This window comes from Kitasatospora sp. NPDC089913, assembly GCF_044748625.1.
Classification (GTDB): Bacteria; Actinomycetota; Actinomycetes; order Streptomycetales; family Streptomycetaceae; genus Kitasatospora.
Genome location: NZ_JBIVGI010000001.1, coordinates 551000 through 575089 on the forward strand (window position 1 = coordinate 551000; position 24090 = coordinate 575089).

Annotated in this window: 30 protein-coding genes; 24 read left to right on the forward strand and 6 right to left on the reverse strand. The window is 74.2% G+C overall.

Annotation, left to right across the window (positions count from 1 at the left end):
- Positions 1–59 precede the first annotated feature (59 nt).
- On the forward strand, positions 60–902 hold the full coding sequence (locus ACIPYS_RS02445; protein WP_400742100.1) for an ABC transporter permease: 843 nt from the start codon (positions 60–62) through the stop codon (positions 900–902).
- Between the two features lie 18 nt (positions 903–920).
- Here ACIPYS_RS02445 and ybaK read toward each other — a convergent pair whose 3' ends face one another.
- From ybaK to ACIPYS_RS02460, 3 genes are all read right to left on the reverse strand, one after another.
- On the reverse strand, positions 921–1415 hold the full coding sequence (gene ybaK, locus ACIPYS_RS02450) for a Cys-tRNA(Pro) deacylase (RefSeq protein ID WP_400742103.1): 495 nt from the start codon (positions 1413–1415) through the stop codon (positions 921–923).
- 66 nt (positions 1416–1481) lie between these two features.
- Positions 1482–2219: an LON peptidase substrate-binding domain-containing protein gene (locus tag ACIPYS_RS02455; RefSeq protein WP_400742835.1), complete on the reverse strand. Its 738-nt coding sequence runs from the start codon at positions 2217–2219 to the stop codon at positions 1482–1484.
- Positions 2220–2270: 51 nt separating this feature from the next.
- A complete protein-coding gene (locus ACIPYS_RS02460; RefSeq protein WP_400742106.1) occupies positions 2271–3851 on the reverse strand; it encodes an oxidoreductase in 1581 nt (526 codons plus the stop codon).
- 91 nt (positions 3852–3942) lie between these two features.
- Between ACIPYS_RS02460 and hisD the strand changes: the two genes are divergently transcribed.
- Genes hisD through hisF form a run of 8 tightly spaced genes read left to right on the forward strand, consistent with a single transcriptional unit; the run spans position 3943 to position 9753 of the window.
- A complete protein-coding gene (hisD, locus tag ACIPYS_RS02465) occupies positions 3943–5277 on the forward strand; it encodes a histidinol dehydrogenase (RefSeq protein WP_093862395.1) in 1335 nt (444 codons plus the stop codon).
- Complete coding sequence (locus ACIPYS_RS02470; protein WP_093865181.1) at positions 5274–6374, forward strand: histidinol-phosphate transaminase; 1101 nt, start codon at positions 5274–5276, stop codon at positions 6372–6374. The genes hisD and ACIPYS_RS02470 overlap by 4 nt, the downstream gene beginning before the upstream one ends.
- A gap of 6 nt (positions 6375–6380) precedes the next feature.
- Positions 6381–6974 carry an imidazoleglycerol-phosphate dehydratase HisB gene (gene hisB / locus ACIPYS_RS02475; RefSeq protein ID WP_093862396.1) on the forward strand — a complete coding sequence of 198 codons (594 nt, stop codon included), beginning with the start codon at positions 6381–6383 and terminating at the stop codon, positions 6972–6974.
- 11 nt (positions 6975–6985) lie between these two features.
- Complete coding sequence (locus ACIPYS_RS02480) at positions 6986–7123, forward strand: hypothetical protein (RefSeq protein WP_037778773.1); 138 nt, start codon at positions 6986–6988, stop codon at positions 7121–7123.
- Positions 7124–7167: 44 nt separating this feature from the next.
- Positions 7168–7803: an imidazole glycerol phosphate synthase subunit HisH gene (hisH, locus tag ACIPYS_RS02485; protein ID WP_093862397.1), complete on the forward strand. Its 636-nt coding sequence runs from the start codon at positions 7168–7170 to the stop codon at positions 7801–7803.
- Positions 7804–7823: 20 nt separating this feature from the next.
- Entirely contained in the window at positions 7824–8549 is a 726-nt protein-coding gene (gene priA / locus ACIPYS_RS02490) for a bifunctional 1-(5-phosphoribosyl)-5-((5-phosphoribosylamino)methylideneamino)imidazole-4-carboxamide isomerase/phosphoribosylanthranilate isomerase PriA (RefSeq protein ID WP_045938181.1), read from the forward strand.
- The gene (locus ACIPYS_RS02495; RefSeq protein WP_093862398.1) at positions 8546–8986 is read left to right on the forward strand and encodes a Rid family hydrolase; all 441 of its coding nucleotides are present in this window, start codon (positions 8546–8548) and stop codon (positions 8984–8986) included. Before priA ends, ACIPYS_RS02495 begins: the two co-directional genes overlap by 4 nt.
- Positions 8983–9753 carry an imidazole glycerol phosphate synthase subunit HisF gene (gene hisF, locus ACIPYS_RS02500; RefSeq protein ID WP_093862399.1) on the forward strand — a complete coding sequence of 257 codons (771 nt, stop codon included), beginning with the start codon at positions 8983–8985 and terminating at the stop codon, positions 9751–9753. The genes ACIPYS_RS02495 and hisF overlap by 4 nt, the downstream gene beginning before the upstream one ends.
- 100 nt (positions 9754–9853) lie before the next feature.
- Here hisF and ACIPYS_RS02505 read toward each other — a convergent pair whose 3' ends face one another.
- The 3 genes from ACIPYS_RS02505 to ACIPYS_RS02515 all read right to left on the reverse strand — a co-directional run bounded on the left by ACIPYS_RS02505 (position 9854) and on the right by ACIPYS_RS02515 (position 12127).
- Positions 9854–10639 (reverse strand): VOC family protein, encoded by a 786-nt coding sequence (locus ACIPYS_RS02505; RefSeq protein WP_400742116.1) that lies wholly within the window; start codon positions 10637–10639, stop codon positions 9854–9856.
- Between the two features lie 150 nt (positions 10640–10789).
- The gene (locus ACIPYS_RS02510) at positions 10790–11437 is read right to left on the reverse strand and encodes a TIGR03085 family metal-binding protein (RefSeq protein ID WP_093862401.1); all 648 of its coding nucleotides are present in this window, start codon (positions 11435–11437) and stop codon (positions 10790–10792) included.
- A gap of 30 nt (positions 11438–11467) precedes the next feature.
- Positions 11468–12127, reverse strand: coding sequence for a hypothetical protein (locus tag ACIPYS_RS02515; RefSeq protein ID WP_400742120.1), 660 nt, complete (start codon positions 12125–12127; stop codon positions 11468–11470).
- Between the two features lie 179 nt (positions 12128–12306).
- Between ACIPYS_RS02515 and hisI the strand changes: the two genes are divergently transcribed.
- The 15 genes from hisI (at position 12307) to ACIPYS_RS02590 (ending at position 24007) form a co-directional block, all read left to right on the forward strand.
- Positions 12307–12678 carry a phosphoribosyl-AMP cyclohydrolase gene (gene hisI / locus ACIPYS_RS02520; protein ID WP_045938149.1) on the forward strand — a complete coding sequence of 124 codons (372 nt, stop codon included), beginning with the start codon at positions 12307–12309 and terminating at the stop codon, positions 12676–12678.
- Between the two features lie 39 nt (positions 12679–12717).
- The gene (locus ACIPYS_RS02525) at positions 12718–14238 is read left to right on the forward strand and encodes an anthranilate synthase component I (RefSeq protein WP_400742124.1); all 1521 of its coding nucleotides are present in this window, start codon (positions 12718–12720) and stop codon (positions 14236–14238) included.
- Between the two features lie 48 nt (positions 14239–14286).
- The gene (locus ACIPYS_RS02530) at positions 14287–14859 is read left to right on the forward strand and encodes a Uma2 family endonuclease (RefSeq protein ID WP_400742838.1); all 573 of its coding nucleotides are present in this window, start codon (positions 14287–14289) and stop codon (positions 14857–14859) included.
- Between the two features lie 20 nt (positions 14860–14879).
- Positions 14880–15542 (forward strand): TIGR02234 family membrane protein, encoded by a 663-nt coding sequence (locus tag ACIPYS_RS02535; RefSeq protein WP_286158586.1) that lies wholly within the window; start codon positions 14880–14882, stop codon positions 15540–15542.
- 145 nt (positions 15543–15687) lie between these two features.
- On the forward strand, positions 15688–15945 hold the full coding sequence (locus ACIPYS_RS02540; RefSeq protein WP_093862405.1) for an HGxxPAAW family protein: 258 nt from the start codon (positions 15688–15690) through the stop codon (positions 15943–15945).
- An 84-nt stretch (positions 15946–16029) separates the two neighbouring features.
- A complete protein-coding gene (locus ACIPYS_RS02545) occupies positions 16030–16482 on the forward strand; it encodes a DUF2752 domain-containing protein (RefSeq protein ID WP_093862406.1) in 453 nt (150 codons plus the stop codon).
- A gap of 312 nt (positions 16483–16794) precedes the next feature.
- Positions 16795–17601 carry an indole-3-glycerol phosphate synthase TrpC gene (gene trpC / locus ACIPYS_RS02550; RefSeq protein ID WP_030391399.1) on the forward strand — a complete coding sequence of 269 codons (807 nt, stop codon included), beginning with the start codon at positions 16795–16797 and terminating at the stop codon, positions 17599–17601.
- 10 nt (positions 17602–17611) lie between these two features.
- The gene (gene trpM / locus ACIPYS_RS02555; RefSeq protein WP_380605817.1) at positions 17612–17761 is read left to right on the forward strand and encodes a tryptophan biosynthesis modulator TrpM; all 150 of its coding nucleotides are present in this window, start codon (positions 17612–17614) and stop codon (positions 17759–17761) included.
- A gap of 68 nt (positions 17762–17829) precedes the next feature.
- Positions 17830–19089 (forward strand): tryptophan synthase subunit beta, encoded by a 1260-nt coding sequence (gene trpB, locus ACIPYS_RS02560; protein WP_093865183.1) that lies wholly within the window; start codon positions 17830–17832, stop codon positions 19087–19089.
- Positions 19090–19091: 2 nt separating this feature from the next.
- A complete protein-coding gene (gene trpA, locus ACIPYS_RS02565) occupies positions 19092–19901 on the forward strand; it encodes a tryptophan synthase subunit alpha (protein ID WP_400742132.1) in 810 nt (269 codons plus the stop codon).
- A 200-nt stretch (positions 19902–20101) separates the two neighbouring features.
- Positions 20102–20404, forward strand: a complete 303-nt coding sequence (locus ACIPYS_RS02570) for a hypothetical protein (protein WP_159425012.1) — start codon at positions 20102–20104, stop codon at positions 20402–20404.
- Positions 20405–20528: 124 nt separating this feature from the next.
- The gene (locus ACIPYS_RS02575; protein ID WP_093862409.1) at positions 20529–20990 is read left to right on the forward strand and encodes a MauE/DoxX family redox-associated membrane protein; all 462 of its coding nucleotides are present in this window, start codon (positions 20529–20531) and stop codon (positions 20988–20990) included.
- Positions 20991–21050: 60 nt separating this feature from the next.
- Positions 21051–21914, forward strand: coding sequence for a thioredoxin domain-containing protein (locus tag ACIPYS_RS02580; RefSeq protein WP_093862410.1), 864 nt, complete (start codon positions 21051–21053; stop codon positions 21912–21914).
- Between the two features lie 151 nt (positions 21915–22065).
- On the forward strand, positions 22066–23112 hold the full coding sequence (lgt, locus tag ACIPYS_RS02585; protein ID WP_400742137.1) for a prolipoprotein diacylglyceryl transferase: 1047 nt from the start codon (positions 22066–22068) through the stop codon (positions 23110–23112).
- 136 nt (positions 23113–23248) lie between these two features.
- Positions 23249–24007 carry a VIT1/CCC1 transporter family protein gene (locus ACIPYS_RS02590; protein ID WP_093862412.1) on the forward strand — a complete coding sequence of 253 codons (759 nt, stop codon included), beginning with the start codon at positions 23249–23251 and terminating at the stop codon, positions 24005–24007.
- The last annotated feature ends 83 nt before the right edge of the window (positions 24008–24090 follow it).

Below are 24090 nucleotides of genomic sequence, written 5' to 3' on the forward strand. Positions count from 1 at the left end.
CCCGGCCGGTTGGGTGGGTGGCCGGGCCGCGGCGGTCGTGAGCGTGAAACGATGGGGGCGTGACCGTACCGAACACACCTCCGGATCCCGCGCGCGCCGACGGTGTCACCGATGCCGTGCCCGCCCCGTACGCCGCCGACCGTGATCCGTACGCCGCGCCCGGGCCCGCGTCCGAGCTGTACGGGCTGCCGCCCGGGGTGGACCCGACGGCCGGGAAGGAGCGGTCGGCCGAGCCGCTCGCGCAGCGGTTGCTGCCCGAGCTGAGGATCGGCGCGGCCACCGTGCTGGCCTGTCTGGTGCTCGGGGTCGCGATGGGCGCGCTGTGGGTCTGGCTGGCGCCCAAGGTGCCGCTGGTGGTGGACGGCAACAAGATCCTCTACGCCGACCCGGAGGGCGAGCAGCGGGCCGGGGCCGACAGCGTCTTCGTGCTGCTCGGCCTGGGGGCGGGCCTCCTGACCGCGCTGGGCGCGTTCCTGTTCACCCGGAAGCGGGGCGGCGGGATCTCCGTGGCGGCCGGGCTCGCGGTCGGCGGACTGCTGGCCTCGGTCGGCGCGTGGGGGCTCGGCCGCTGGCTCGGGCCGGGCCGGGACCTGGTCGCCCAGGCGCGGCGGGTCGGCAACGGCGGACACTTCTCGGCGGACATCGACCTCGGGGCGTACGGCGCGGTGCTGGCGTGGCCGATGGCCGCCATGGTGCTGCTGCTGGCGCTGTCGGCCGCGTTCGGCAAGCGCGAGGAGGACCCGCCGCCGTACTGGGTCCCGGGGCCGCCGGTCCAGGGCGCGGGCCTTCCCGCGGCGCACCCGGCCGCGCACCCGGCCGCCCCGCCGGAGGACCGCGGAGCGGATCGGGCGGACCGGGCGGACCGGTGGGAGGACGCGCCGCGGGACCGGCGGGAGGGCTGACCGCCCGCGCGACCCGTCTCAGCGGGCGATGGGGGCGGTGCGGGCCCCGGTCAGGGTGACCAGGTCCGCGGGGGAGAGTTCGACCTCCAGGCCCCGGCGCCCCGCGGAGACGTAGACGGTGGGGTGGGCGAGCGCGCTCGCGTCGACGACGGTGCGCAGCGCCCGGCGCTGGCCGAGCGGGGAGATGCCGCCCCGGACGTAGCCGCTGCTGCGCTCGGCGGCGGCCGGGTCGGCCATCCCGGCGCGCTTGCCGCCGACCGCCGCGGCCAGCGCCTTGAGGTCCAGCTGCCCGGAGACCGGGACCACGCCCACGGTCAGCACGCCGTCCACGTCGGCGACCAGGGTCTTGAGGACCCGCTCGGCGGTCACCCCGAGCGCCTCGGCGGCCTCCTCGCCGTACGAGGCGGCCGCCGGGTCGTGCTCGTAGGCGTGCACCGTGAACGGCACCCCGGCGGTCTCCAGGGCGACGGTCGCGGGGGTGCCCCGGCCGCCCTTCTTCGGTTTCGTGGCCACGGGGCCTCCGGTGGTCGGTCGGGGCGGGTTCGGGTGCTGGGTCCGGGCCGGTGGGTCCGGGCCGGTTCAGTTGGGGCTGAAGGACTGACGGGTCAGATTGACGGCGGGCAGCGAGGGGAGCCAGCCGAGCACCGCGCTCTCGCGGCGCAGCAGCTCGAGTTCGGCCCGCAGCCGATGGGCGTTGTCCGGGCTGGCGAGCAGCCGCTGCTTGAGCGGGACCTCCAGCACGGCGGCGGCCGCGACCAGGTAGGACAGCACCTGCGGGTCGTCGGGCAGCTCCTGGCGGCCGACGGTGCTGGCCTCCCGGGCCCCGGCGAGCCGCCGCTGGTAGGTGCGGAAGGCGCGCTCGACCTCGGCGGCCAGGGCCCCGGAGCCCTCGCCGGTGCGCTCCTCGATCGGTTCGGCCTCGCCGACCAGGTACGGGCCGCCGACGTCGACCGAGCGCAGCCGGAACCGGGTGGTGCCGGTGACCAGCAGTTCGTAGCGGCCGTCGGCCTGCGGCTGGACGGAGGTGACGTCCGCGACGCAGCCGATGTGGTGCAGCGCCTCCAGCGGGTCGCCGGTGGCGGTGCCGAGGCCGTCCAGCGGACCGGCCGGTCCGTCCTCGGGACGGACCGGGGCCACCTCGCGGCCGTCCTTGATGGCGAGCACGCCGAAGCGGCGCGGGCGGTCCTCGGGCCCGTCGAGCAGATCGGCGACGAGACGGCGGTAGCGCTCCTCGAAGACGTTCAGGGGCATGACCAGGCCCGGGTAGAGCACGTTGTTCAGCGGGAAGAGCGGCAGCCGTTCTGTCACGGCGGACAGCGTAGTTCCCCGGACGCCGCGAGCGCTCCGGGGTTACCGGCCCGGCGGGCGTCAGCCGCGCTGGAGCATCCGGCTGGCGCCGGCGGCGACGGTGGTGGCGAGCACCCAGCCGACGACGACCAGGCCCGCCGAGACCCACTGGGAGGCTCCGCCGGGGTTCCAGCCGCCCTGGCCCAGGTCGACGACCGGCAGCAGCTGGCCGAGCGCGTACAGCACCGGGTTCCAGTGCGGCCGCTCGTCGGCCTTCAGCGGCTGGAGCGGGTGGGTGGCGAAGTACAGGCTGCCGAGCGCCCACGCGAGCAGCAGCCAGAGCGCGGCCCGGCCGGGCCGGTAGCCGTAGCCGACCGTGGCGTCCTGGACCCGGCCCCAGATCCGGGCCGGCAGCGGCAGGGTCTGCCGGCGGCGCCGCTGCTTGGCGTGCAGCACCTCGCGGGCGTCGTCGTCGGCGCCGTCGCGGCGCAGCGCGGCGGCGAGCTGCTCGTAGGACTCGGGCTGGAACTCCACCGCGGCGCCCTCCAGCCAGGCGATCCGCTCCTGGGTGGGGAACGGCACGGCCGGGCGCAGGCACTCGTAGGTGAAGCCGGTGAGCCGGACCGTGCCGCCCTGCGGCCAGGCGCCGGGGGCGTCGACCAGGTTGCCGATCCGGGCCCGGGACAGCGAGACCGTGCCGCCGGCCGGGAAGCGGCAGGTGAAGCGCAGCTCCGGGGTCTGGATCCGGCGCAGGGTGACCTCGTCGTCCCCGTCGAGGTGGAACTCGGCGTCGGAGAGCAGGCAGGCGTTCTCGAACCGGCCGTCGGACAGCCGGACCTGGCCGAAGGCGCGGAACGGTGTGCTCGGCGAGCCCGGCGGCGGCACCTCGCCGTACCCGGAGCCGTAGTAGGTCTGCGAGCCGTACCAGCCGCCGTCGGCCGAGCCGCTCAGGTACAGCGTGTGGCCGACGGTGAGCCGGACGGCGTTGAGGGCGTTGCGGTTGCCCGGGACGGCGCGCAGCTGGGCGCCGCGCAGCGAGAGCCGGCCGCCGATCCGGGCGGTGCGCAGGCTGACCTCGCCGTCGGTGGCGAGCCGGTCGGCCTCGCAGTCCTGGTTCACCGCGATGCCGTCGGCGGACAGCGCCCGGCCGAACCGGTCGCCGCCCAGCACGGCCTGGTTGAGCAGCAGGTCGGTGCCGATCCGGGCATCGGTGAGCCGGACCCCCTGGCGTATTCGGCAGCGGGCCAGGTGCAGGTCGCCGGAGGTGGCCAGCCGGGAGGCCTCCAGCCGGGGGAGGAGGCAGTTGATGAAGCGCAGCGTGCCGGCCTCGGCCTCGGACATCAGGATCTTCTGGTCGAACCGGCAGTCGTGGAGCTCGACGTAGTGCCCGATCGTGCCGCCGGCCAGCCGCAGCGGCCCCGTGACCAGGGCGCCGGTCAGTTTCAGCGAGGCGACCCGGCCGGGCACGGGGCCGGGACCGTCCAGCAGCAGCCGGGACAGCACCTCGGCCCGGACCGTGCGGCGGGCGTCCCAGACGGCCTCGCCGAACGGGTCGTCCGCCGCCGCGTCGCCGCTGCGCAGGTCGAGGGTCCGGCCGTGCCGGAACGCCTGCCACAGTGCCTGCTCGGCCGCCGTCCAGCCGTCCGGTGCCCGCTCCGCCATGCCGCCCCCCGTGTCCCCCGGTTGTCTCGCCCTTCGTATCACGGACTGAAATGCGGGATCGCGGGTTCCGGCCACTCCTTACACTGGGGGCGTGATCTCTCGAATCGATCTGCGCGGCTCGCTCGACGACCCGCGCGACCTGCTGCCCCGTGCCGACTTCGACGTCGCGGCCGCCCTGGAGAAGGTGCGCCCGATCGCCGAGGACGTGCATCATCGCGGGGTCGCGGCGCTGATCGAGATCACCGAACGCTTCGACGGCGTGCGGCTGGAGTCCACCCGGGTCCCGGCCGAGCAGCTCGCCGAGGCCCTCGCGGAGCTGGAGCCGAAGGTGCGCGCCGCACTGGAGGAGTCGATCCGCCGGGCCCGGCTGGTCCACGCCGACCAGCGCCGCGAGGGGCACACCACCCAGGTGGTGCCCGGCGGCACGGTGACCCAGCGCTGGGTGCCGGTGGACCGGGTCGGGCTGTACGTGCCGGGCGGTCTGGCCGTCTACCCGTCCTCCGTAGTGATGAACGTGGTGCCGGCCCAGGAGGCGGGCGTCGCCGGGATCGCGGTGACCTCGCCGCCGCAGAAGGCCTTCGGCGGCCGGGTGCACCCGACCATCCTGGCCGCGTGCGCGCTGCTCGGCGTCACCGAGGTGTACTCGGTCGGCGGTGCCCAGGCGGTCGCGATGTTCGCGCTCGGCACCGAGGAGTGCGAGCCGGTGAACATGGTCACCGGCCCCGGCAACATCTACGTGGCCGCCGCCAAGCGCTACTTCGCGGGCCGGATCGGCATCGACTCCGAGGCCGGACCGACCGAGATCGCCGTGCTCGCCGACGACAGCGCCGACCCGGCGGAGGTCGCCGCCGACCTGATCAGCCAGGCCGAGCACGGCCCGACCTCGGGCTCGGTGCTGGTCACCGCCTCGGTGGCGCTCGCCGACGCGGTCGAGGCCGAGCTGAAGGTCCAGGTCGCCCGGACCAAGCACGGCGAGCGGGTGGCCGAGGCCCTCGGCGGCCGGCAGTCCGGCATCATCCTGGTCGACGACGTGGAGCAGGGCCTGGCCGTCGTCAACGCCTACGCGGCCGAGCACCTGGAGATCCAGACCCGGGACCCGCACGCGGTCGCCGCGAAGGTCCGCAACGCGGGCGCGATCTTCATCGGCCGGTACACCCCGGTCTCGCTCGGCGACTACGCGGCCGGTTCCAACCACGTGCTGCCCACCGGCGGCTGCGCCTGCCACTCCGCGGGCCTGTCCGTGCAGACCTTCCTGCGCGGCGTGCAGGTCGTCGAGTACGACCGCGAGGCGCTGGCCGGCATCGCCGCGCACGTGGTCACCCTGGCGGACGCCGAGGACCTGCCCGGTCACGGCGACGCGATCAAGGCGCGGTTCGTCGGAGACGAGAAGAATTGGCAGAACGAGTGGACGGTTCCCGGCACGTGACCACGATCGACGACCTCCCCGTCCGGGACGAGCTGCGCGGCCAGTCGCCCTACGGCGCCCCGCAGCTCGACGTCCCGGTCCAGCTGAACACCAACGAGAACCCGTACCCGCTCCCCGAGGAGCTGGTCGCCCGGATCGCCGAGCGGGTCGCCGAGGCCGCCCGCCACCTCAACCGCTACCCCGACCGGGACGCGGTCGAGCTGCGCGAGGGCCTGGCCGGGTACCTGACCCGGACCACCGGCTTCGCCGTCGCCCGGGAGAACGTCTGGGCCGCCAACGGCTCCAACGAGGTGCTGCAGCAGCTGCTCCAGACCTTCGGCGGCCCCGGCCGCACCGCGCTCGGCTTCGAGCCCTCGTACTCGATGCACGCGCTGATCTCCCGGGGCACCGGCACCGACTGGATCTCCGGCCCGCGCAACGACGACTTCACCGTCGACCCGGACACCGCCGCCGCGGCGATCGCCGAGCACCGGCCGCACGTGCTGTTCGTCTGCTCGCCCAACAACCCGACCGGGACCGCCGTCGCCGCCGACACCGTGCTGCGGCTGTACGAGGCCGCGCAGGCCGCCCGGCCCGGCCTGGTCGTGGTCGACGAGGCGTACGTCGAGTTCTCGCACCGCGAATCGCTGCTGTCGCTGATCGCGGGCCGCCCCAACCTGGTGGTCACCCGCACCATGTCCAAGGCGTTCGGCGCGGCCGGGCTGCGGCTGGGCTACCTGGCCGCCGACCCGGCGGTGGTGGACGCGGTCCAGCTGGTGCGCCTGCCGTACCACCTGTCGGCCGTCACCCAGGCGACCGCGCTGGCCTGCCTGGAGCACACCGACACCCTGCTCGGCTACGTCGGCCGGCTCAAGGACGAGCGCGACCGGCTGGTCGGGGCCCTGCGCGGCCTCGGCCTCGAGGTGACCGACTCGGACGCCAACTTCGTCCAGTTCGGCCGCTTCGCCGACACCCACGCCGTCTGGCAGGCCATCCTCGACCACGGCGTCCTGGTCCGTGACAACGGCGTCCCCGGGTGGCTGCGCGTCACCGCCGGCACCCCCGCCGAGAACGACGCCTTCCTGGCCGCCGTCGCCTCAGTGATCAAGGAGCTGTAACCCCGTATGACCCGCATCGGACGCGTCGAACGCACCACCAAGGAGACGTCCGTCCTGGTCGAAATAGACCTCGACGGCACCGGCAAGACCGACATCTCCACGGGCGTCGGCTTCTACGACCACATGCTCGACCAGCTCGGGCGCCACGGCCTCTTCGACCTGACCGTGAAGACCGACGGCGACCTGCACATCGACAGCCACCACACGATCGAGGACACCGCCCTCGCACTGGGCGCGGCCTTCCGGCAGGCGCTCGGCGACAAGGTCGGCATCTACCGCTTCGGCAACTGCACCGTCCCGCTGGACGAGTCGCTCGCCCAGGTGACCGTCGACCTCTCCGGCCGCCCCTACCTGGTGCACACCGAGCCGGAGAACATGGCGCCGATGATCGGCGCCTACGACACCACCATGACCCGGCACATCCTGGAGTCCTTCGTGGCCCAGGCCCGGATCGCCCTGCACGTCCACGTGCCCTACGGGCGCAACGCGCACCACATCGTGGAGTGCCAGTTCAAGGCGCTGGCCCGGGCCCTGCGCTACGCCGCCGAGCGCGACCCGCGCGCGGCCGGCATCCTCCCGTCGACCAAGGGTGCGCTGTGAGCAACACCGCGATGATCCTCATCTTCGTCGGGCTCTTCCTGGCCGGCGGCGTGATCTCGTTCTGGAAGCAGAAGCAGGCGAAGGGCGTCATCCTCGTCCTCGCGCTGGGCTCGGCCATGTGCCTGGGCGCCGGCCTGATGCGCCTGTAACCGCGCGAACGAAGACCGGCGAACGAAAGACTGGACACCTGAACATGGGCAAGAACGTCGTGGTGCTCGACTACGGCTCCGGCAACCTCCGCTCGGCGCAGCGCGCCCTGGAGCGGACCGGCGCCACCGTCACCGTCACCTCCGACTACCGGAAGGCGATGGACGCCGACGGCCTGCTCGTCCCCGGCGTCGGCGCCTTCGAGGCCTGCATGCGCGGACTGAAGTCGGTCCGCGGGGACTGGATCGTCGGGCGCCGGCTGGCCGGCGGCCGACCGGTCATGGGCATCTGCGTGGGCATGCAGATCCTCTTCGAGAAGGGCGTCGAGCACGGGGTGGAGACCGCCGGCTGCGACGAGTGGCCGGGCACCGTGGAGCCGCTGGAGGCCCCGGTCGTCCCGCACATGGGCTGGAACACCGTGGACGCCCCCGAGGGCAACCGGATGTTCGCCGGCCTGGACGCGGACGCCCGCTTCTACTTCGTCCACTCCTACGGGGTGCGCCACTGGGAACTCGAGACGCACAGCGCGCGGATCAACCCGCCGCTGGTCACCTGGGCCACGCACGGGCAGCCGTTCGTGGCGGCGATCGAGAACGGCCCGCTCTGGGCCACCCAGTTCCACCCCGAGAAGTCCGGCGACGCCGGCGCCGCCCTGCTGACCAACTGGGTCAACACCCTCTGACCACGGAAGACGTGTACCTCATGAGCCGCCTCGAACTGCTGCCCGCCGTCGACGTCCGGGACGGGCAGGCCGTCCGCCTGGTCAAGGGCGCCTCCGGCACCGAGACCTCCTTCGGCGAGCCGCTCGCCGCCGCCCTCGCCTGGCAGAGCGCCGGCGCCGAGTGGCTGCACCTGGTCGACCTCGACGCCGCCTTCGGCACCGGCTCCAACCGCGAGCTGGTCCGCGGCATCACCGAGACCCTCGACATCAAGGTCGAGCTGTCCGGCGGCATCCGCGACGACGCCTCGCTGGCCGCCGCCCTCGCCACCGGCTGCACCCGGGTCAACCTCGGCACCGCCGCCCTGGAGAGCCCCGACTGGGTCGCCAAGGTCATCGCCGAGCACGGCGACCGGATCGCCGTCGGCCTGGACGTGGTCGGCACCACCCTGCGCGGCCGGGGCTGGACCAGCGAGGGCGGCCAGCTCTTCGAGGTGCTGGCCCGCCTGGACGCCGAGGGCTGCGCCCGCTACGTGGTCACGGACGTCAACCGGGACGGCACCCTGACCGGCCCCAACCTCCAGCTGCTGCGCGACGTGTGCGCCGCCACCGACCGCCCGGTGGTCGCCTCCGGCGGCGTCTCCTCGCTGGACGACCTGGTCGCGATCGCCGGCCTGGTCGGCGAGGGAGTCGAGGGCGCGATCGTCGGCAAGGCACTCTACGAGCAGAAGTTCACCCTCGGAGAGGCGTTGGAGGCGGTTTCGGGATGACGGAGCGTCGGATCGTGGGCGGCCGGGTCGGCGGGTTCTCCCCCTGGGAGGAACGCCTCGGCGCGGCCCAGGCGATCGCCGCCGGGGACCACGTCCACGTGGCCGGCGCCAGGCCGCTGGTGGACGGCGTGCTGCAGGGCGAGGGCGACCCCTACGAGCAGCTGCGGGCCGCCGTCGGCAACGCGCTGGAGGCCCTGGCCGCGTACGGTCTGACGGCGGACGACGTGGTCCGCACCCGGGTGTACCTCACCCACTCCCGTGACATCGACGCGGCGGGCCGCGCCCACCAGGAGCTCTTCGGGGCCGTGCGCCCGGTCACCACCCTCGTGGTGGTGCAGAGCCTGGTCGACTCGCGGCTGCTCGTCGAGGTCGAACTCGACGCCCACCGCGCCGGACTCGCCGCCACCCTGGAAGCTCTGGAAGGCAAGCAGCCGTGACCCTCGCAGTACGTGTCATCCCCTGTCTGGACGTCGACGCCGGCCGCGTGGTCAAGGGCGTCAACTTCCAGAACCTGCGGGACGCCGGGGACCCGGTCGAGATGGCCAGGCTCTACGACGCCGAGGGCGCCGACGAGCTGACCTTCCTCGACATCACCGCGTCCTCCGGCGACCGCGAGACCACCTACGACGTGGTCCGCCGCACCGCCGAGCAGGTGTTCATCCCGCTCACCGTCGGCGGCGGCGTCCGCGCCGTCGAGGACGTGGACAAGCTGCTGCGGGCCGGCGCCGACAAGGTCGGCGTCAACACCGCGGCCATCGCCCGCCCCGAGCTGGTCCGCGAGATCGCCCGGCGGTTCGGCCGCCAGGTGCTGGTGCTGTCGGTGGACGCCCGCCGCTGCGCCGAGGGCGCCGAGACCGCGTCCGGCTTCGAGGTCACCACCCACGGCGGCCGCAAGGGCACCGGTCTGGACGCCGTCGAGTGGGCCGGGCGGGCCGCCGAGCTGGGCGCCGGCGAGATCCTGCTCAACTCGATGGACGCCGACGGCACCAAGGACGGCTACGACCTGGAGCTGATCCGGGCCGTCCGCGCGGCCGTCTCCGTCCCGGTGATCGCCTCCGGCGGGGCCGGGAAGCTCGCCGACTTCGCCCCCGCGGTGGAGGCCGGCGCGGACGCGGTGCTCGCCGCCAGCGTCTTCCACTTCGGGGACCTGCGGATCGGCGAGGTCAAGGGCGCGCTGCGGGAGGCCGGGCACCCGGTCCGCTGACCGTTCGGCCCGGCGCCGGCCCCCGCCCCGGCGTGCGACCGCCCGGTCGCGCGTCGGGGCGGTCGCACGCCGGGGCCGGGCCGCGCCGGTGGGTCGCCGGTCAGGCGTCCTTCGGCGGTTCGCCCTTGATCAGGGCGAACGGGGCACCGAACGGGTCGGCCAGCCACGCGAGCCGGCCGACGTCCGGCACGCTCTCCGGGCCCATCAGCACGCTCGCCCCGGCGGCGGTGGCCCGGGCGACCACCGCGTCCACGTCGGAGGAGCCGAAGTACGGCGTCCAGGCCGGCGGCCCGGAGTCGGCCATCACCGGGGCGATGCCGCCGAAGGTGGTGGCCCGCAGGTCCCCCTCGGCCGGGGAGATCACCTTGTACGTCATGCCGGGCGCCGGGAAGTCCTCCTCGCGCCAGCCGAACACCGTGCGGTAGAAGCCGAAGCCGGCGTCGACGGAGCCGGTGTGCAGCTCGATCCAGATCAGCGCGCCGTCCTCGGACACGGCGTCCAGGCCGGTGACGGCGCCCGGCTGCCAGACCGCGAACTGCGCGCCCTGGGGGTCGGTCAGCTGGGCCATCCGCCCGGCGTCCATCACGTCGAAGGCCGGGACCCGGACGGTGCCGCCGGCCCGCTCGACGGCCGCGCCGGCGGCCTCCGCGTCCGGGGTGCGGAAGTACGTCGTCCAGGCGGAGCGCGCGCCCTCCTCGGTGAGCGGGCCGACGGCGGCGACCGTCCGGCCGTCCAGCTGGAGGAAGCCGTAGTCGCCGGCCTCCGGGCCGGCCGACCGGAAGGTCCAGCCGAACACCGCCCCGTAGAACGCGGCGGCGGCGGCCGGGTCGGGGCTGCCGAGGTCGACCCAGCAGGGGGAGCCGGCCGGGAAGTCGGTGGTGAGCATGGTGTCGCGTCCCTTCGACGGAGACGGTAACGACGGGCAGGGGCCGGACAGCCGCCACCGCGGCCCGGCGGCGCCCCTCCCGGCCCCCTGCGAGTCTGCACCCCGCCACCGACATCCGCAGCCGGGGCGGGGACCGACGGGCCGTAACCCCTAGTCGCGCTCGGGGAGCGGGAGGGCGTGCCGCAGGGCCTCGACGGCGTCGTGCGGGCCGTCCACCTCGACCCGGGCGCGGGCGCCCCGGCCGAAGGCCAGCAGCACCAGCTCGCCCGGCTCGCCGGTGATCCGCACCGTCGCCGGTCCGGCCGGGCCGACGGCCAGGGTCCGGCCGTCGGGGTGGCACAGCTCCAGCCGCACCGGGGAGCGGCGGCCCGCCTCCATCCGGGCGGGCAGCGACAGCCGGCGCCAGAGCGCCTCGGCCCGGCCGGCCGGCACCGCCGTCGGCGCCGGGCCGTCACCGGCCCGGGCGACGTCCTCGGCGTGCACGTAGTACTCGACGGTGTTGCCCGCCTCGTCCGCGCCGGGCAGCGAGAACAGCGAGAACGGGGGCGGACCGGCGCGGAACATCCGGACCAGCTCCTCGTAGGGCCGCTCGGCGTAGGACTCCTGCACCCGCTGGGTCCAGCCGGCCAGCGGGCCGATCCGGATACCGGCGGCGGCGTCCGGCCGCCGCTCGCGGAGGACCAGGTGGGCGGCGAGGTCCCGGGTGGACCACCCGTCGCAGAGGGTGGGCGCGTCCGGCCCGGCGGCGGCCAGCAGTTCGGCCAGACGGTGGCGCTCGGCGAGAGCGTGGTTAGACATGCGGACCACCCTACGAGTGCCGACGGGGAGTCAGCGCAGGTGCCCGGTGAGCTTGCCGGTGTCCGGCCGGTTTCCCGCCGTCAGGATGCAGGTGTAGTCGCGCCAGCCCTGCTGGTAGAAGGCGTAGCTCGGGCCCACCGGGTAGCTGTAGTACGGCCCGCCGCCGTCCTGCCGGGCCGCGGCGGCGGCCTGGGCCTCCTTGCAGCCGTCCCGCATCGCGTTGGCGACCTGGTAGTCGCCGGTCAGCCCGTCCGGCAGCAGCTGGTCGGCGATCGCCTCCCCGTCGTGCCTGCCCTCGCAGGGGCGGGCCTCCGGCTTGGTGACGGTCCGGCTCAGCTGCGGGTGGTCCAGGCAGGTGCCGACGGTGAAGAAGGCGTACGGGACCGCCTTGGTCGGCGTCGGCGTCGGGGTCGGCGTGGGGGTGGGCGTGGGTGTCGGGGTGGGTGTCTGCGTCGCGGTGGGGGAGGGCGGGGGCGGCGCGGGGGCCGGGTCGTCCCCCGGCCAGAGCAGGACCGTGGCGACCACCGCGAGCAGCAGCACCAGCACCGCGGCGACACCGACCCGCAGGCCCCGGGAGGCCCGGGCGTCGCCGCCCGGCAGCTCGTCGGACCGCTCGCCGGGCCGCTCGGCGTCGGACCGGTCGCGGCCGGACGGCTCGGCGGGCCCGGCGGAGTGCTGCTCGGAGGTCATGACCACGAGAATGGCGCAGAGCGGGGGCACCCGGCAGGCGGTTGGCACAACTCGTTCGATCGGATGGTCCTCCCGGCCGCGCGCCGCACCCCGCGCCCCCGCCCCCACCTGCGCCCATGGGCGCGGCCGCGATCCGGACGGCGGCCCTCGCGCCCGGACCGGGCTGTCACAATGGCCCCATGTCCACCACACCCGCCGCTCCCGGCTCCACCGCCCTGGCCCCCGAGATCGCCGCCCGGCTCAAGCGGACCGCGGACGGACTGCTCCCCGCCGTCGCGCAGCAGTACGACACCGGCGAGGTGCTGATGCTGGGCTGGATGGACGACGAGGCGCTGCACCGCACCCTCACCACCGGCCGCTGCACCTACTGGAGCCGCAGCCGCCACGAGTACTGGGTGAAGGGCGACACCTCCGGCCACGTCCAGCTGGTCAAGTCCGTCGCACTGGACTGCGACGGCGACACCCTGCTGGTCAAGGTCGACCAGACCGGCGCGGCCTGCCACACCGGCGACCGCACCTGCTTCGACGCCGACGTGCTCCCGCTCGGCTGAACCGCCCGCCCCGCTCCTCCCCGTAAGGTGCCGCCCCGCATGGACCTCGAAGCCTTCCGCAAGCTCGCCGTCGACACCCGGGTCATCCCGGTCACCCGCAGGCTCCTCGCGGACGGCCTCACCCCGATCGGCCTCTACCGCGGCCTCGCCGCCGAGCGCCCCGGCACCTTCCTGCTGGAGTCCGCCGAACAGGGCCGCAGCTGGTCGCGCTACTCCTTCGTCGGGGTCCGCAGCGCCGCCACCCTGACCGTCGGCCCGGACGGCGACGCCCGCTGGCTCGGCGCCCCGCCGGTCGGCATCCCCACCACCGGCGACCCGCTCGAGGTGCTGCGCGCCGCACTGCGGACCCTGCACACCCCGCGCCACCCCGACGACGGCCTGCCGCCGCTCACCGGCGGCCTGGTCGGCTACCTCGGCTACGACGTGGTGCGGCGCCTGGAGAAGCTTCCCGACCTCAGTCCGGACGACCTGCGGCTGCCCGAGCTCACCCTGCTGCTCGCCACCGACCTCGCCGTGCTCGACCACGTCGACGGCACCGTGCTGCTGATCGCCAACGCCGTCAACCACAACGACCTCGAGAGCGGGGTGGACGAGGCCTACGCGGACGCCGTTGCCCGGCTCGACCGGATGGAGGCCGACCTGCTGAAGCCGGTCGACCCGGGCCTGGCCACCTTCACCCCGACCGGCCCGGGCGAGGTCCGCTCGCCGTTCGGCGGGGCGCCCTACCGGGCCGCGGTGGAGGAGATCAAGGAGCGGATCCGGGCCGGCGAGGCGTTCCAGGTGGTGCCCTCGCAGCGGTTCGAGGCGCCCTGCCCGGCCTCCGCGCTGGACGTCTACCGGGTGCTGCGCACCACCAACCCCAGCCCCTACATGTACCTGTTCCGCTTCCCCGGCCCGGACGGGAGCGCGGAGGGCGGCTTCGACGTGGTCGGCTCCAGCCCGGAGGCGCTGGTCAAGGTCACCGACGGCGAGGCGATGCTGCACCCGATCGCCGGCACCCGGCACCGCGGCGCCACCCCGCACGAGGACGCCGGGCTGGCCGCCGAACTCCTCGCCGACCCCAAGGAGCGGGCCGAGCACCTGATGCTGGTGGACCTCGGCCGCAACGACCTCGGACGGGTCTGCGAGCCGGGCAGCGTCGAGGTGGTCGACTTCATGCAGATCGAGCGCTACAGCCACGTCATGCACATCGTCTCCACGGTGACCGGGAAGGTCGCCGAGGGGCGCACCGCCTTCGACGTCCTCACCGCGTGCTTCCCGGCCGGCACGCTCTCCGGCGCGCCGAAGCCGCGGGCGATGCGGATCATCGAGGAACTGGAGCCCACCCGCCGCGGCCTGTACGGCGGCTGCGTCGGTTACCTGGACTTCGCGGGGGACTCGGACACCGCGATCGCGATCCGCACCGCGGTGCTGCGCGACGGCACGGCCTACGTCCAGGCCGGTGCCGGGGTGGTGGCCGACTCCGACCCGCACGGCGAGGACACCGAATGCCGCAACAAGGCCGCCGCCGTCCTGCGGGCGGTCGCCACCGCGAATACGCTGCGCGCACCACTATCGTGAGAGCGGCGACACGTCGAGCTGCTGAGGGAGGCGGCCGGGATGACCGCGATGACCACGGCGAGTGCTTGGGACGTTCTTGAAGGTGTGAACCTTCCGGAGGGGTACCGGGTCGAGATCACGGACGGAAGGATCATCATGACCCCCCAGGGGGAGAACCAGTGGGAGGTGATCCTCAGCGCTTCGACGCAGATCAAGAAGCAGCTCTCGGGCAAGGGACGCATCCTGTCGGATGTCATGATCGACTTCCCGTCGACGCTGTTCGGCTACGCCCCCGACATGGCGGTGATCGCGCCGGGTGCCGAGCGGAACAGCAGGCGGCGGTTCGAGTGGCACGACGTGGAGGCGGTGCTGGAGGTCGTCTCCCCCTCCGGCGAGACCAACGACTACGTCAAGAAGGTCAAGGCGTACGCCGAGTGCGGGATCCCGGTCCACGTGGTCATCGATCCGGCGGAGGGATTCAGCACGGTGTACAGCGCGCCGTCCCGGACCGGGGCTTACCGGGAGGCGGAGCGGGTGCCGTTCGGGAACGATCTCTTCCTGCCGCTGGGGGAGCGGACGCTGGTGCTGGAGACGGGCGACTTCCCGGTCGAGCCGCCGACCCCGGGTGCGGCGGCGGGGTGAGGGCGGGGGACACTGGTCCGGTGACCGCTGAAGCCCGTACCGACGCCGTGTCCGCCGAACCCGCCGCCGCCCCCGCACCCGCGCCCGCCGCGCCCGCCGCACGGGCCGGGCGGCGCACGCTCGGGGTGATGCTGCTGCTCACCGTGCTGGGCGCGGTGCTGGTGCTGACCGCCGCCGGGCGGGTCTGGGCCGAGGGCCTGGCCGGCACCCTGGAGGTGTCCGTCACCGGCGGGAAGATCTCCGAACTGCCCGCCGGGCTGGCCCTGGTGGCGCTGGCGGCGGCGGTCGCGGTGTTCGCGGTGCGCGGCGCGGGCCGGCTCGTGGTCGGGGCGCTGACGGTACTGGCCGGGCTGGGCGCCGCGGCGGCCGCGGCCGCGGGCGCCGGGGACACCGCCGCGCTGGACGGGGAGGCGGCCCGCAAGCTGGCGCTGACCGGTTCCGCCGCGACCGGGGTCGGGCACACCGCCTGGCCGTGGGTGGCGCTGCTGGGCGGGCTGCTGCTGGCGCTGGCCGGGTTCCTGACCGTCCGGTTCGGGCGCGGCTGGCCGGCCATGGGCAGCCGCTACGAGGCGCCGACCGGCCGGGCGCCGGTCCGGCGGGCGGCGGCCCGGAATCCGGCGGACCAGACCCCGGCGGACCTGTGGAAGGCGCTGGACCGGGGCGAGGACCCGACCGCGCGCTGAGCCCGCCGGGCCCGGTCGCACTGTGACGCGATAGACCCGCCACCCGCTTTGGGCCGCCGGTGTGCGGCCCGGCACAATGGAGACGTCAACCCGCCAGGGGCCCGCAGGCCCGGCCGGGGCCCCGAGAGCGTAGGAGCACCATCAGATGTCTGCAGGAACGAAGGCTGCCAGCGGCCACACCGTCGCCGCCTGGACCGGCGTGACGATCTCCTTCATCGGCTTCGCCATCGCGGGTGTCGCGATGATCCTGCCGTCGGTGCTGCTGGTCTGGGGCGGCCTGGCGGTCGTGGTGCTGGGCGGCGTGGTCGGCAAGGCCATGGCGATGGCGGGCATGGGCGCGCAGCCCAGCGCCTACACCTACACCCCGGAGGAGCAGGCGGCGCTGGCCGCCGGCACGGCCTGACCCGGTCGCACCTCCCCACGTGAACGGCGGGCGGCAGGCCCGCCGTTTCGTTTCTCCCACCGGGCCGCCGGGAGGGGCACAATCATGGGCGTGAACGCCGCCCCCGCTCCCACCGCCGCCGCCCGGCCGTCCGGCCCCCGCCGGCTGGTTCCGCCGCTGACCGCCGCGGTCGCCGTGGCCGTCCCCGCCGGGTACATCGCCGCGGTGGACCCGAACAACCCCGGGCACTACCCGGACTGTCCCTTCCTGGCGGCCACCGGCTGGTGGTGCCCGGGCTGTGGCGGGCTGCGCTGTGTGCACGCGCTGACCCACGGGGACTTCAACGGCGCCCTGCACGACAACGCGGTGGCGGTGCTGCTGTTCGTGGTGCTGGCGGTGCTCTGGGCGCGCTGGCTCTGGGCGGCGCTGCGCGGACTGCCCGGACCCCGGCTCGCGCTCGGGGCCCGGCGCTGGGTGCTGGTGGCGCTGTTCGTGCTGGTCTTCACGGTGGTTCGCAATCTTCCGGTCGGCGCCGGTCTGGCCCCGCCGGCGCTCTGAGCCCGGCTCCGCCCGGTCCGTGCCCGGCTCCGGCCGCTCTGAGCCAGGCTCCCCCCGGTCCGTTCCCGGCTCCGCCCGGTCCGTGCCGGGGGGCGGCGCGCACCGGCCCGGTGTGTCCGGCGGAACGGCCGGGAGGGGTGGCGGCGGGGTGAAGACGCAGGCCGGAGCCCCCGAACGGTGTCCGCACCACGAGACGCGCGCCGGGCGGATGCGCTGTGCGCCCCCCCGTGCCGATACCATCGAAGGGCCGGAGGCCCATTGGCCACCGGCTCCTCGCCAGTAGTACCGGCAAATCATGATGGGGGCGCCCGAGTGAGTGTGCTCGACTCGATCGTCGAAGGGGTCCGCGAGGACCTCGCCGAGCGGCAGGCCCGGGTCTCGCTGGACGAGCTCAAGGAGCTCGCCGCCAAGGCCCCGGACGCCAAGGACGGCGTGGCCGCGCTGCGCGGTGACGGCATCCGGGTGATCTGCGAGGTCAAGCGCTCCAGCCCGTCCAAGGGCGCGCTGGCCACGATCGCCGACCCGGCCTCCCTGGCGACCGACTACGCGGCCGGCGGTGCCGCCGCGATCAGCGTCCTGACCGAGCAGCGCCGCTTCGGCGGCTCGCTGGCGGACCTGGACGCCGTCCGCGCCGCCGTGGACACCCCGCTGCTCCGCAAGGACTTCATCGTCACCGCCTACCAGCTGTGGGAGGCCCGCGCGCACGGCGCCGACCTCGCGCTGCTGATCGTCGCGGCCCTCGAGCAGCCGGCCCTGGTGTCGCTGATCGAGCGCGCCGAGTCGATCGGCCTCACCCCGCTGGTGGAGGTGCACGACGAGGAGGAGATCAAGCGCGCGGTGGACGCCGGGGCGCGGATCATCGGTGTCAACGCCCGCAACCTCAAGACCCTCGAGGTGGACCGCAACACCTTCGGCAACGTCGTGCACGCGATCCCGGACGGCATCGTCAAGATCGCCGAGTCCGGGGTGCGCGGTCCGCTGGACGTGATCTCCTACGCCAACCTGGGCGCGGACGCGGTCCTGGTCGGCGAGTCCCTGGTGACCGGCAAGGACCCGCGGGCCGCCGTGGCCGACCTGGTCGCGGCCGGCGCCCACCCGGCGATCCGGCACAAGGACTGATCCCGCCGCCATGAAGATCGCCACTCGTCTCGCCCCCGGCTGCCGCCCGCGCGGCTGCCGCGCGCCCGCGCGCCGGGTGCTGGGGCGGCGGGTGCGGTACGTCATCGGCTGCGAGCCCGGACAGGTACCGGGGAGGCGATGGCGTCCGACGTCCGGCTGACCACGGCCATCAGACGTCACGTCATCCGTCGGCGATCGTGCGCCGACATCATCCCGAGGGACTTCACCATGTCCGAAAAGTCCGAGAAGGACTACCTGCCCGGCGCCGAGGTGCCGGACGCGCGCGGCTACTTCGGCGCGTACGGCGGCCGCTTCATCCCGGAGGCGCTCGTCGCCGCCGTGGAGCAGGTCGCCGAGGAGTACGAGAAGGCCAAGGCCGACCCGGCCTTCGCCGCCGAGCTCGACGCGCTGCTCAAGGACTACACCGGCCGCCCCAGCCCGCTGACCGATGTGCGGCGGTTCTCCGCCGAGGCCGGCGGCGCGCGGATCCTGCTCAAGCGCGAGGACCTCAACCACACCGGCTCGCACAAGATCAACAACGTCCTGGGGCAGGCCCTGCTCACCAGGCGGATGGGCAAGACCCGGATCATCGCCGAGACCGGCGCCGGCCAGCACGGCGTGGCCACCGCCACCGCCTGCGCCCTGTTCGGCTTCGACTGCACCATCTACATGGGCGAGGTCGACACCCGGCGCCAGGCGCTCAACGTCGCCCGGATGCGGATGCTGGGCGCCGAGGTGGTCTCGGTGACCTCCGGCAGCCGAACGCTCAAGGACGCCATCAACGAGGCGTTCCGCGACTGGGTCGCCAACGTCGACTCCACCCACTACCTGTTCGGCACCGTGGCCGGTCCGCACCCGTTCCCGATGATGGTCCGGGACTTCCACCGGGTCATCGGGGTCGAGGCGCGCCGGCAGGTGCTGGACCGCACCGGCCGGCTCCCCGACGCGGTGGTGGCCTGCGTCGGCGGCGGCTCCAACGCGATGGGCATCTTCCACGAGTTCATCCCGGACGCCGGGGTGCGGCTGATCGGCTGCGAGGCGGCCGGCGAGGGCGCCGAGACGCCCAGGCACGCCGCCACCCTCACCAAGGGCGACCCGGGGGTGCTGCACGGCTCCCGGACGTACGTGCTGCAGGACGAGGACGGCCAGACCATCGAGTCGCACTCGATCTCGGCCGGCCTCGACTACCCGGGCGTCGGCCCGGAGCACGCCTGGCTGAAGGACACCGGCCGGGCCGAGTACCGCCCGGTCACCGACGACGCCGCCATGCAGGCGCTGCGGCTGCTGTCCCGCACCGAGGGCATCATCCCGGCCATCGAGAGCGCGCACGCGCTCGCCGGCGCCCTGGAGCTGGGCCGCGAACTCGGGCCGGAGGCCACGATCCTGGTCTCGCTCTCCGGGCGCGGCGACAAGGACATGCACACCGCCGCCGAGTACTTCGGCCTCTACGACGAGCCGGGCGCCGGCTCCGCCCACGGGGGTAAGTGACCATGGCTTCCAAGCTCAGTGGCATTCTGGCCGCCGCCAAGGCGGAGGGCCGCGCCGCGCTGATCGGCTACCTGCCGGCCGGCTTCCCGTCCGTGGACGGCGGCATCCGCGCCACCGGCGCCCTGGTCGAGGGCGGCTGCGACATCGTCGAGATCGGCCTGCCGCACTCGGACCCGGTGCTGGACGGCCCGACCATCCAGACCGCGGACGACATCGCGCTGCGGGGCGGGGTGCGGATCAAGGACGTGCTGCGCACCGTCCGGGAGGTGGCCGCGGCGCACCCCGCCGCGGCGGTGCTGGTCATGACCTACTGGAACCCGGTGGACCGGTACGGCGTCGCGCGGTTCGCCGCCGACCTGGCCGCGGCCGGCGGGGCGGGCTGCATCCTGCCGGACCTGCCGGTGGAGGAGTCCGTGGAGTGGCGCAAGGCGGCCGAGGAGCACGGTCTGGACACCGTGTTCGTGGTCGCGCCGAGCAGCAAGGACGGCCGCCTCGCGGAGGTCACCGCGGCCGGCAGCGGTTTCGTGTACGCGGCCGCGGTGATGGGCGTGACCGGCAGCCGGGCGCAGGTCGGCGACCTCGCCGAGGACCTGGTCGCCCGCACCAGGGCCACCACCGAGCTGCCGGTCTGCGTCGGCCTCGGGGTGTCGACCCGCGAGCAGGCGGCGCAGGTCGCCGGGTTCGCGGACGGCGTCATCGTCGGCTCGGCCTTCGTCCAGCGGATCCTGGACGCGGACGGGGACGAGGGGGCCGCGCTGACGGCGGTCCGCGAGCTGGCCGGCGAGCTGGCGCAGGGCGTCCGCCGGAAGTAGCACCACGGTCCGACGGCCCGTCACCTCCCCGGAGGTGGCGGGCCGTCGGCGTTCCCCCGGGTGCGGGCGGCCGGCCGGACCCGAACGGGTGAACAGTGCGGGGCGCGCGCATCAGCGGGGGTTGACCGGCGTTGAGTGGAGGGACGAGTGCACGAACCACGTGCCCCCGGGGCGCGGGAGCGAGCGGAAGGGGTCGGCCGATGCCCGGTCTTCAGCGAGCCGTGCTGCTACGGGCGGCCGCGGCCGCGCTGGCCCTCGGCGCCGCGCTCGGGGCGCAGGCGGCGGTCGTCCCGGCCCTGGCCAAACGGGGGGTGGAGCGGGCCGAGCGGGACGCCTACGTGTGCGCCGAGGCGGTCCGGATGGAGGCGGTGGCGCGGGCCGGGCGCTCGGATCCGCAGGGGCGGCCGGCCCTCCTCGGCGACAGCCGGTACGAGCCCGCGAGGTACCCGGTCGACCGGTACGAGCTCGGGTGGCCGCCCGGCTGCGACCCGGTCGCTCGTTAGGGTGAAAGCCGGTCAACCACTACCAATGTTCACTCTTTCGGCTTAAGTCGCGAAACCGGAGGAACCCGGCGTCACCGTCGGCGGTTCATAGGGCGTGACGGTGTTTCCCGAGGGGGTTGTCCGGATGGCCGGGCCGGTGACGGAGTGGATCGGCACGGCGGCCCGGTTGGGCCTGGCCGTGGTCTGGGGCTGGGCGGGGCTGGCGAAGATCGCCGACCCGGCGGAGGCCGCCCAGGCGGTGCGCGCGTACGAGATCCTGCCCGAGGCCCTGGTCAAACCGGTCGGCCACGGACTGCCCTTCCTGGAGCTGGCGCTCGCGCTGCTGCTGGTGGTCGGTCTGGGCACCCGCCTGGTCGCGGCACTCTCGGCGGGGCTGCTGCTGGCCTTCGTCGCTGGGATCGCCTCCGCCTGGGCACGCGGCATCTCGATCGACTGCGGATGCTTCGGCGGCGGCGGGGCGGTCGACTCCTCGCAGACCGAGTACCTGCAGGAGATCCTGCGCGACACCGGGTTCCTGCTGCTGGCCGCCTGGCTGCTCCGGTGGCCCCGCACCAAGTTCTCGGTGGACGGCTGGCTGGCGCGCTGAGCGCCCCGTCCTCCTCCCACCGCACCACCCCCGCCCCCGAATCTGGAATGTCCAAGGCTGATGAGCGAGAAGAACCGAGAAGGCAAGCGCACCGCCCGCGAGCGGATGCTGGCGGACCGGGCCGCGGACGAGGCCCGCGGCCGGAAGAAGAAGAAGCTGATCATCGGCGGGGTGGCGCTCGCGGTGATCGCCGCCGCCGTGGTCACCGGCGTGGTGGTGCAGGACCAGCGCTCCAAGCCGGAGACCCCCACCGCCGCCCCGGCCGGAACGATCGGGGACAAGAACCTGGTGATCCCGGTCGGCTCGGACAACTCGCCCGCCGTCCTCACCGTCTACGAGGACCCGCGCTGCCCCGCCTGCGGCACCTTCGAGCGGGAGTTCTCGCCCACCATCAGCCAGCTCGAGGACGCGGGCAAGATCTACACCAACTACCACATCGTCTCGTTCATCGACCGGGCGGTGCCGGGCAAGGGCTCCCGCTACGGCGCCAACGCGCTGGCCTGCGCCCAGGACGCCGGGCACTTCCGCGACTACCACGACGTGCTCTACCGCAACCAGCCGGACGAGACCAGCGACGCCTTCGGCGACAAGGCGACCCTGATCAGCCTCGGCAAGCAGGTCAACGGCCTCGACACCCCCGCCTTCGAGGCCTGCGTCAACAACTCCACGTACAGCGGATGGGTGTCGGCGGTCCAGCAGGACTTCGACAAGTCGAGCTACAAGTCCACGCCCACCGTGCTGCTCAACGGGCAGCCGATCTACCCGAAGTACAACAACGAGGAGATCACCCCGGAGAACCTGGTGAAGTGGGTCGACGCCGCCAACCAGGGCAAGACGCTGGGCACCCCTGGCACCCACGGACAGTCGCCCGCCCCCACCAGCACCGCCTCGGAGAGCAACAACCCCTCGCCGAAGGCGGGCTGACCCCGGCCCGCGGGCCCGCACACCGCCGCCGTCCCCTTCCCGCCGGAGGGGGCGGCGGTTCCGTGGCCGGGCCGCGCGCCGATCTGTGCACCGACTGTGACCCGCCGGGGTGTCCTGGGCGGGCCGTCGACCCTGTAGCGTCGGAGCTGCCATGGATATCGCCTACATTCCCAGCCCGTCGCGGGGTGTCCTGTACATCGGACCGGTCCCGCTGCGCGCCTACGCCTTCTGCATCATCCTCGGTGTCGTCGTGGCCGTCTGGCTCGGCAGCAAGCGCTGGGTCGCCCGCGGTGGTGGCAAGCACACGGTCGGCGACATCGCCGTCTGGGCTGTGCCGTTCGGCCTGGTCGGCGGCCGGCTCTACCACGTGATCACCGACCACCAGCTGTACTTCGCCGAGGGCAAGAACCCCTGGAACGCCTTCAAGATCTGGGAGGGCGGCCTCGGTATCTGGGGCGCGATCGCGCTGGGCGCGGTCGGCGCCTGGATCGGAGCCCGCCGCCGGGGCGTGCCGCTGCCCGCCTACGCCGACGCGATCGCCCCCGGCATCGCGCTCGCCCAGGCGCTGGGCCGTTGGGGCAACTGGTTCAACCAGGAGCTCTACGGCCGGGAGACCACGCTGCCGTGGGGCCTGGAGATCGACAAGAAGCTGCCGAGCGGGGAGACGGTCACCGGGATCTACCACCCGACCTTCCTCTACGAGTCGCTCTGGTGCGTGGGTGTCGCGCTGCTGGTGATCTGGGCGGACAAGCGGTTCACCCTGGGCCACGGCCGGGTCTTCGCGCTGTACGTGGCCACGTACACGGTCGGCCGGTTCTGGATCGAGTGGCTGCGGATCGACGACGCGCACCACATCCTCGGCCTGCGGCTGAACGACTGGGTGGCGATCCTCGTCTTCCTCGGCGCCGTCGCGTACTTCGTGATCGTCGGCAAGAAGCACCCCGGCCGGGAGGACCCGGCGAGCATCGACCCGATGGCCGAGGCGGACGAGCGGGCACCGGGAGCGGCGGGGGCTTCGGCCGACCCGACCGCCGGCGAGCCGGGCGGCAAGGCGGACGAGAGGTCCGACGTGCGGCCCGACGGGAAGCCCGGGGAAAAGTCCGACGGAAAGTCCGACGGAAAGTCGGGCGGGACGGCCCAGGGCGCCCTCGCCGAGAAGCTCGACAAGTTGGAGAAGGACGCCAGGAACCCGGCCTGAGCTGCGCCGATCCAGGCCCGTGGCCGCCTTCCGCACCCGGTGCGGAGGGCGGCCGCCGTCATGTTCGGACAGCCTTACTTTGCTGGAAATGCCCAGGTCAAGAGGGCTACGGTCGATAAGTAAGGCGATCGGACCAATGGACGGAGGGGGAAGAGTCGTGACCGCGACCATCCTGGAGCACGAGGCCGGGCAGCACCCGCGGATACCCGCGGCGGGGCACCACCGGGACGTCAACGGCGGCTGGCTGCGACCGGCGGTGTTCGGTGCGATGGACGGGCTGGTCTCCAACTTCGCCCTGATGACCGGCGTCGTCGGCGGCGCCGTTCCCAGCAGCACGGTGGTGCTCACCGGCCTGGCCGGGCTGGCGGCCGGCGCCTGCTCGATGGCCGCGGGGGAGTACACCTCGGTGGCCTCCCAGCGGGAGCTGGTGCAGGCCGAGATCGAGGCGGAGCGGCTGGAGCTGAGCCGCAACCCGCACGGTGAGCTGGCCGAGCTGGCCCAGGTGTACGTCGACCGCGGGGTGGAGCCGGAGCTCGCCCACGAGGTGGCCCGGCAGCTGTCCGCCGACCCGGACCGGACGCTGGAGGTGCACGCCCGGGAGGAGCTGGGCGTCGACCCCAACGACCTGCCCTCGCCGTGGGTGGCGGCCGGATCCTCCTTCGTCTGCTTCGCGGTGGGCGCGCTGCTCCCGCTGCTGCCGTACCTGCTGGGGGCGACCTCGCTGGTGCCGGCGCTGCTGCTCTCCGCGGCCGGGCTGTTCGCCTGCGGCGCGGTGGTGGCACGGGTGACCGCGCGCAGCTGGTGGTTCAGCGGGCTGCGGCAGCTGGTGCTGGGTGGTGCGGCCGCCGGGGTGACGTATCTGCTGGGGTGGCTGATCGGCGGGCAGATCGGCTAGTGCCGCACTTTGCAAAGTGCACTTTGCAAAGTCTGCCGGGACTTTGCAAAGTCCCGGCAGGGACCTGCGGAGGAGCGCGCCGG

Excerpts from the sequence above, each read along its gene's own strand:
- ACIPYS_RS02460 (WP_400742106.1), bottom strand. The coding sequence starts at position 3,851 with ATGGCGGAGCGGGCACCGGACGGCTGGACGGCGGCCGAGCAGGCACTG.
- hisB (WP_093862396.1), top strand. The coding sequence starts at position 6,381 with ATGACCCGCATCGGACGCGTCGAACGCACCACCAAGGAGACGTCCGTC.
- ACIPYS_RS02480 (WP_037778773.1), top strand. The coding sequence starts at position 6,986 with ATGATCCTCATCTTCGTCGGGCTCTTCCTGGCCGGCGGCGTGATCTCG.
- hisH (WP_093862397.1), top strand. The coding sequence starts at position 7,168 with ATGGGCAAGAACGTCGTGGTGCTCGACTACGGCTCCGGCAACCTCCGC.
- priA (WP_045938181.1), top strand. The coding sequence starts at position 7,824 with ATGAGCCGCCTCGAACTGCTGCCCGCCGTCGACGTCCGGGACGGGCAG.
- ACIPYS_RS02495 (WP_093862398.1), top strand. The coding sequence starts at position 8,546 with ATGACGGAGCGTCGGATCGTGGGCGGCCGGGTCGGCGGGTTCTCCCCC.
- ACIPYS_RS02505 (WP_400742116.1), bottom strand. The coding sequence starts at position 10,639 with ATGCTCACCACCGACTTCCCGGCCGGCTCCCCCTGCTGGGTCGACCTC.
- ACIPYS_RS02510 (WP_093862401.1), bottom strand. The coding sequence starts at position 11,437 with ATGTCTAACCACGCTCTCGCCGAGCGCCACCGTCTGGCCGAACTGCTG.
- ACIPYS_RS02515 (WP_400742120.1), bottom strand. The coding sequence starts at position 12,127 with ATGACCTCCGAGCAGCACTCCGCCGGGCCCGCCGAGCCGTCCGGCCGC.
- hisI (WP_045938149.1), top strand. The coding sequence starts at position 12,307 with ATGTCCACCACACCCGCCGCTCCCGGCTCCACCGCCCTGGCCCCCGAG.
- ACIPYS_RS02525 (WP_400742124.1), top strand. The coding sequence starts at position 12,718 with ATGGACCTCGAAGCCTTCCGCAAGCTCGCCGTCGACACCCGGGTCATC.
- ACIPYS_RS02530 (WP_400742838.1), top strand. The coding sequence starts at position 14,287 with ATGACCACGGCGAGTGCTTGGGACGTTCTTGAAGGTGTGAACCTTCCG.
- ACIPYS_RS02540 (WP_093862405.1), top strand. The coding sequence starts at position 15,688 with ATGTCTGCAGGAACGAAGGCTGCCAGCGGCCACACCGTCGCCGCCTGG.
- ACIPYS_RS02545 (WP_093862406.1), top strand. The coding sequence starts at position 16,030 with ATGGGCGTGAACGCCGCCCCCGCTCCCACCGCCGCCGCCCGGCCGTCC.
- trpM (WP_380605817.1), top strand. The coding sequence starts at position 17,612 with ATGAAGATCGCCACTCGTCTCGCCCCCGGCTGCCGCCCGCGCGGCTGC.
- trpB (WP_093865183.1), top strand. The coding sequence starts at position 17,830 with ATGTCCGAAAAGTCCGAGAAGGACTACCTGCCCGGCGCCGAGGTGCCG.
- trpA (WP_400742132.1), top strand. The coding sequence starts at position 19,092 with ATGGCTTCCAAGCTCAGTGGCATTCTGGCCGCCGCCAAGGCGGAGGGC.
- ACIPYS_RS02570 (WP_159425012.1), top strand. The coding sequence starts at position 20,102 with ATGCCCGGTCTTCAGCGAGCCGTGCTGCTACGGGCGGCCGCGGCCGCG.
- ACIPYS_RS02575 (WP_093862409.1), top strand. The coding sequence starts at position 20,529 with ATGGCCGGGCCGGTGACGGAGTGGATCGGCACGGCGGCCCGGTTGGGC.
- ACIPYS_RS02580 (WP_093862410.1), top strand. The coding sequence starts at position 21,051 with ATGAGCGAGAAGAACCGAGAAGGCAAGCGCACCGCCCGCGAGCGGATG.
- lgt (WP_400742137.1), top strand. The coding sequence starts at position 22,066 with ATGGATATCGCCTACATTCCCAGCCCGTCGCGGGGTGTCCTGTACATC.
- ACIPYS_RS02590 (WP_093862412.1), top strand. The coding sequence starts at position 23,249 with ATGGACGGAGGGGGAAGAGTCGTGACCGCGACCATCCTGGAGCACGAG.